Below are 6,669 nucleotides of genomic sequence, written 5' to 3'. Positions count from 1 at the left end.
CCTACAACCAACCACCACACCCCAGCTTCTTCATCGGCAACGCCATGCCCACCCCACCCCGTCCCACCGTCTACACACCCTGAACCCGGCGCCCGCGGGCAGCGGCGGACGGTACAACGGGTCGTCAGGTTGCTTCGGGGCCCCGACTTTTTTCGGTGAACCGTGCAACCTTCCAGGTTCTTCACGGGTCGTTCGCACGCGTACCACCGAAACCTGGGGAGAACATGTACCACCGCACCCGTAACCGTCTCGCCGCAACCGCTCTCGCCGCCGTCGCCGCGCTCGGTCTCACCGCCTGCGGCTCCGGCGACGGCGACGAGGTCGTCGACGAACCGAAGGCGCAGGCGTCCGCCAAGGCCGACGGCGGAGAGAAGAAGAAGCCCGCCGCCGAGCGGACCTCCGCCGCGCCCGCCGTCGCCAAGGTCGGTGACACCCTCGCCCTGAAGGGCATGGAGGACGGCAGCGCGCTCGACGTCACCGTCGTCAAGGTCGTCGACAACGCCGAGTCCAGCGACGAGTTCTTCAAGCCGGAGTCCGGCAAGCGGTGGATCGGCGTGCAGTTCCAGCTCCTCAACACCGGCACCAAGGCCTACGCCGACAGCCCGGGGAACGGGGCGCAGATCGCCGACGACCAGGGCCAGCAGTTCCAGTCCACCTTCGCCGACATCACGGCCGGCCCGTCCATGTCGTCCGACGTCCGGCTGAAGCCCGGTGCGAAGGCGCTGGGCTGGATCGTGTTCGAGGTGCCGAAGGCGTCGAAGGCCGCCACGGTCCAGTTCGCGATGGACTCCGGCTTCGCCGAGCAGGTCGGGGAGTGGAAGCTGTAGGACACGGCGGAGGGTGCGTGCCCGTGGTGGGGCACGCACCCTCGGCGCTCACCTCACCATGCAGCTCTGGTCACCGAGCTTGAACGCGGCCGGTTTCGCGTTCGCCCCCGACCAGCTCCCCGTGAAACCGAAACTCACCGACGAGCCGGGCGCCACGGTGCCGTTCCAGCCGATGTTCTTCACCGTCACCGCCGACCCCGACTGCGTGAACTCGGCGTTCCACAGCTGGGAGATCTTCTGCCCGTCGGCGAAGGACCAGCCGAGCGACCAGCCGCTCCAGGCACTCGTCCCCGTGTTGCTGACCTGGACGTCCGCCTGGAAACCGCCCGACCACTGGTTGGTGATCTTGTACGTCACCGCGCAGGAGCCCGTGGGCGTCGGCGTGGGGTCCGTGCCACCGCCGTTGTCCCCGCCGGAAGCGGAGGAGTCGCCGTAGATGACACCGCGGCCGTTGGTCGCGATGTACACCCGCCCGTACACCCGCGGATCACCGGTGATCGCCGCGCCGGTCCAGCCCCACTGGTGGGCATCGTCGTTGATCCGCGTCCAGGTCGCGCCCTTGTCGGTCGAGCGGAAGATGCCGCGTACGCCGCCGATCTTCGCGCTGGTGTACAGCGTCTGGTACGAGGCGCCGGCCGCCGCCTTGCCGAAGCCGATGGCGTCGGCCTGCTCGACGTTCGGCAGCTTGGTGAAGCTGGTCCCGCCGTCCGTGGAATGCCACAGACCGTATGCGGTATCCGACGCACCGCCCGCCAGCCAGACATCGCCCTTCGCGCCGGGCAGCGCCTTGAAACGCACGCTGTCACCGCCGGGCAGCCCGGTCGCGGCCGACTCCTTGAACGTCGCCCCGCCGTCCGTGCTCACATAGAACTTCCCGGACTTGAAGCCGTAGAAGGTCTTCGGGTCGACCCGGTCGGACTCGACGATCGCGCCCGCCGGGATACCGCTGGACGCCGACCAGGAGGTGCCGAACCCGGTCGCGTAGTGCACGCCGGTGCCCTGCGGGCTCCACACGAACCGGCTGCCGTCGGCCGCCGCCGCGACCGTGCCGCCGCCGCTGACGCCCGAAGGGTCGCTGCCCGCGAACCAGTTGGCGCCGTTGTCCGTCGAGAACGCGATGTGCGGGCCGGAGTCCAGATTGCCGACCCGGACGACCGTGTTGGGGTTCGACTCGGCGAAGTCGAGGCTCGTGGTCGTCGTGAAGTTCGGCTGCGTGTACATCATCGACGGAACCTTGGTCAGGTCCGTGTGCCGGAAGCCGCCGATGTCACCGAGCGCGCTGAGCAGGGGAGCCCCGGACGGGGGAGAGGCGAGGTCGTTGACCGCGGTCTCCTCCAGGCCCTGCACCATCGGCTTGATGGTGAACTTGCCGCCGCCGTTCCAATTCGTGAGGTTCTCGGTGCCGTAGATCGTCGCGCCCGTCCCGTACATCATCCGGTTCGAGTTGAACGGGTCGATCTCCAGCGCTTCCGTCATCCAGCCGAGCTTCGGGGTCTGCTCGGGCGGTGACGGGTTGGCGCCCCAGGTCAGCCACGGGGAGGACGAGACGTCCATCGTGTACCGGTTCTCGCGGGTGGGATACGACGTGTAGTCCCACGCCTTGGTCCAGGTCGCGCCGCTGTCCGTGGAGCGGAAGATCTGGGTGTCCGGCCACCAGGAACTGTAGGCGGTGGCCATCACCGTGCCCGGCTTCTGCCGGTCGACCGTCAGCCCGCTGAAACCGTAGTAGGTGTCGGCCTCCGCCACCGGGCTGATGTTCGTCCAGGTACCGGTCGCGGTCGCATACCGCCACAGCTGGCCTTTGCCGCCGTCGTACGGGCCGCCCTTGTCGCTGTATGCGATGTACAGGTGGCCGTTCTTCGTATCCAGTACACCCTTGTGCGGCAGATAGCCCGTCGGCTGCCCGGCCAGCCGCTGCCACGTCGCCCCCGCGTCCGTCGACCGGTACACCGCGTTGTCCTTGTCCGCGACCCCGACGTAGAGCGTCTTCGTCGCGCTGCCGGACGTGCCCGTGGACTCGTCGAAGGTGACCCAGACGATGCCCTGGTTGTCGCTCGCATACCCGGAGGTGTCGCCGGGATCCTGCACATAGTTGCCGACGTTGGGGAAGTTCGTCACCTGCGACCAGGTGACACCCGAGTCCGTGGACCGCCACAGGCCCTTGCCGCTGGGCGCGCCCAGGTACAGCACGCTGTTCCTGTTCGGGTCGACGGCCAGCCGCTCGCCCATGCCGCGGCCGGGCATGTTGCCGCCCAGCTTGAACGGCAGATCGGTCTTCTGCCAGCTCGCGCCCCGGTCAGAGGACCGCAGGACCGCGCCGTTCTTCGGGTCCCAGCTGTTGGTGTACGTACCGACGGCCGCGTACACCTTGTTCGGGTCGACGGAGTCGGAGGCGAGAGCGACCACGCCGGTGTGCCCCCAGTCGTCCCAGCCGATGTGGTCCAGCAGCGGGGTCCAGGTCTTCGTCGACTCCTGCCAGCGGTAGGCGCCGCCGATGTCGGTACGGGCGTAGGCCAGGTTCTTCTCGGAGCGGTTGAAGACGATGCCGGGGACGAAACCGCCGCCGTCGATACGGGCGTTCTTCCAGGTGTAGGTGTCGGCGGCGACGGCCGCCTTCGGCTTCTCGGCGGCCAGTGCGGGCGGGGTGCCCGCGAGCAGCCCGGCCGCCAGCGCCAGCACGGCCGTCAGGATGCGGGTTCTTCGCACGGTGGGGGACCTTCCTTTCAGGGGCCCTGTGGGGGCCTTTCCGGGGCCTTTCAGGAGGGGAGCGCGCGAGGCCGGACGGCCCCCCGTGCGGGTGGGGGCCGCCCGGCCGTGGCCCCGGCGTGAAGGTGCCGGGGCCGTGCACGCGGAGCGCAGCGGGGACTATTCGAGAAGCTCCGCGTACGAGCCCAGGGCGAGTGCGATGTCCGCCTGGGCCCAGAACCGGTGATACGTGAAGCTGGGCGCGGCCCCGCCCGCCAGATACGCCTCGATCTTCGACCAGGCCGGGTCGTCCTCGTAGAAGGAACGGATCGAGTCGAACGTCGACGAGGAGTTGATCGCGTCGCCGTTCGGCATGGTGCCGGTCCAGCCGCTCGGGACGTAGACCGGGTCGTCGAAACGGTTGTAGTCGGCGCGGGTCTCCGGGACGGCGATGCCGAGGTCGTCCTGGTGGTGCTCCCACATGCCGTCCAGCAGCGCCTTCGCGACGCGCGCGGCCTCCGTGTCACCGGAGCGGTCCGCGTAGTACGTCAGGGTCCTGGCGTACGCGCCCGCCACACCGACGTCGTTGGTGTAGTCGACGACGGTGACGTGAAGCCCGCTGTTGGAGCCGGGACTCGACGGGTTCCAGGTGTCGGGCTGACCCGACCACTGGAGCGTCGACGGGATCCGGAAGGTGCCGTCCGGGTTGATCGTGGTCTTGGACAGCGCCCAGTCGACCCACTTGTCGAGGACCGCCTTGGCCTGCGCGTTCCCCGTCTGCTGGTACAGCTCGGCGACCCGCTCCATGGACCACGCCTGGAAGCCGAACCACTGGTTGGACGGCGGGTCGTGGTACACGGGCTTCTCGTCGTAGTACATGCCGTAGAACGTCGACTTCCCGGCCGGCGGGGTCGCGTAGCGGCCCGCCCAGCTGTTGGTCGCGCCGCCCGCGATGGCGCCCTCGTCGGACTGCAGCCAGCGGTAGAACTCCAGCTGCCGGTCCATCGACTTGGCCCAGTCCGCCGCGCCCGTCGCCGACTTCGGCTTCAAGGGGGCGTAGTTGGCGAGCGCGTATGCGGCCAGCGGGTTCTGGTATCCGCCGTGGGCGTGGCTGGAGCCGATGCGCCAGGCCCAGCCCGCGGAGGTGTCGGTGGCGCCGCCCCAGGCGTAGTACCAGGACAGCAGGTAGTGCGAGGAGTCCTTACCGGTGCCGGCCGGGCAGGACGTGGGACCCACGCAGTTGCCGACCTTCTTGAAGTACTTGTCGTACATCGCGTAGCGCAGGTAGTCGCCCATCTTCGCGGCCTTGGCGACGGTCGCGGAGACGTCACCGCCCTTGCCCTGCTCCTTGGCCCACTTGTCCGCCCAGTACGCGGCCTGCACGGCACGCGCGTCGGCGTCCGGGGCGTTGGTGAACTTCCACTGCTTGGCGTAGGAGGCATCACCGGTGAACAGGTCCAGGAAGCCGTTCTTGCCGCCGTACTTGAAGGCGTCACAGGTCGGCTGCGGCACCGTCTCCCACACCGACTCCTGCGCGCCGCGCTGGAAGGTGTTGATGTACGACGGGCCGGTGTCGGCCGGGCCCGCCTCGCACTTGCCGGGCGAGTTGCCGAAGCCGTAGACGTTGTCGACATCCTGCAGCCAGTGCATACCGTAGACATCGTCCGTACCGTATGCCGTCTTCAGTTCACCGGCGATGGGATCCGAGCCGACCGAGACACCGGCATCCAGCTTCGCCGGGTACTCGTTGGGGGTGTCCTTCTCGGGCGCGTACGTCGCCGGCTTCGATGCGTTGTAGAAGGAGTTGGTCGGCTGGTCGGCGCGCGTCGGGATCATGTACTTCTCCATCAGATCCCAGGCGCCGTTGAACTTCGACCAGTCACCGGTCACCTTGCCGTACATGGCCTGCAGCCAGAGAAGGTAGCTGTAGGCCTCCGACGTGGTCTCGTGACCGTGGTCCGGCGCCTCGACGATCAGCGTCTCGACCGAGTGGTAGGGGATGCCCTCGGGCGAGAAGTAGCCGTTCGCCGGGTTGGTGATCTTCCCGTAGAGCTCCAGGAAGCGCGCGTCGTACGCCTTCGCGGCCGCCAGCTGCGTCACTGTGACCGCGGCCTTGGCGTGCCCCGGGGCCGTCGACTCGAACACGGCCGACCCGGTGCCGGAGGAGTCGGCGGTGATGGTCACCTTCTGGGCGGTGTTCCAGTTCGACGGGGTGAAGGTGAGTGTCGCGCCGCCGGTGACCGTGAGGCCCGAGTTGCCGCTCGCGCGGGCCGTCGTCACGGTCACATTCGAGGTGGGCTGCTTCGACAGCTTCACCTCGTACGTGCCCGTCTTGCCCTGCTGGACGCCCAGTTGGGGCGGCGAGGCGACAACCGTGGGGCCCGAGGCGACCGTGATGCCGACCGGGGTGGAGGCCGCGGAGGCACCCAGGCTGTCGTACGCCTTCGCCACCAGGGAATGACTGCCCACGGTCAGATCCGAGACGGACAGCGCGTAGGGCGCGCTCGTGTCCGTGCCCAGCAGCTTGGTGTCGTCGTAGAACTCGACCTTGGTGATCGTGGCGTCGTCGGCGGCCGCCGCGGTGGCCGCCAGCGGGACCGCCTCGCCCTGGGTGTAGACGGCGCCGGCGGCGGGGCTGGTCAGCACCGTGATCGGCGGCTGGTGGGCGCCGGCGCAGGTCGTGCCGTTGATCGCGAAGGAGGTCGGCGCGGTGTTGGTGCCGCTGTAGGTGAACTGCGCACCGGTGGAGACGGCGGCGCCGGCCGCGATCCGCGCGTTGTACGAGGTGTTCTTGACCGTGACCGTCTGGCCGGACTGGGACCAGGTGCCGTTCCAGCCGTTCGACAGCTTCTGGTCGCCCGCGTAGGCGTACGTCAGCGTCCAGCCGTCGATGGCGTCCGTGCCGCGGTTGGAGATGGTCAGATCGGCGGTGAAACCGGAGCCCCAGTCGTTCGTCTTGTAGTCGACGCTGCACTGAAGTGCCGCCGCCTGGGCGGGAGTCGATCCCGTGGAGAGCATCGTCAGGGGAAGCGCGAGAGCCGCGAGGGCGGCGGTCCACAACCGCCGCACGACTCTGCGTCTCCTGGGTGGGGGATGCATGGTGCTGGTTCCTCCTTGCGGCTCGGAGAAGTCAAGGCTTGAACCAGTGGGAGCGCTC

The 6,669-nt window shown here is 68.8% G+C and carries 3 protein-coding genes; 1 reads left to right on the top strand and 2 read right to left on the bottom strand.

From position 1 onward, the window contains the following. Nucleotides 1-224 precede the first annotated feature (224 nt). On the top strand, nt 225-827 hold the full coding sequence (locus ACYVMZ_RS37270) for a DUF4352 domain-containing protein (RefSeq protein WP_461087401.1): 603 nt from the start codon (nt 225-227) through the stop codon (nt 825-827). A 48-nt stretch (nt 828-875) separates the two neighbouring features. Here ACYVMZ_RS37270 and ACYVMZ_RS37265 read toward each other — a convergent pair whose 3' ends face one another. Continuing rightward, nucleotides 876-3,533 carry a cellulose binding domain-containing protein gene (locus ACYVMZ_RS37265; RefSeq protein ID WP_461087399.1) on the bottom strand — a complete coding sequence of 886 codons (2,658 nt, stop codon included), beginning with the start codon at nt 3,531-3,533 and terminating at the stop codon, nt 876-878. Nucleotides 3,534-3,692: 159 nt separating this feature from the next. Next, a complete protein-coding gene (locus ACYVMZ_RS37260) occupies nt 3,693-6,611 on the bottom strand; it encodes a glycoside hydrolase family 48 protein (protein WP_461087397.1) in 2,919 nt (972 codons plus the stop codon). Nucleotides 6,612-6,669 lie beyond the last annotated feature (58 nt).

The sequence above is a fragment of the Streptomyces deserti genome, assembly GCF_054782695.1.
Note: the sequence above shows the minus strand (reverse complement) of the source record. Positions and strands in the feature narration are given on the sequence as shown.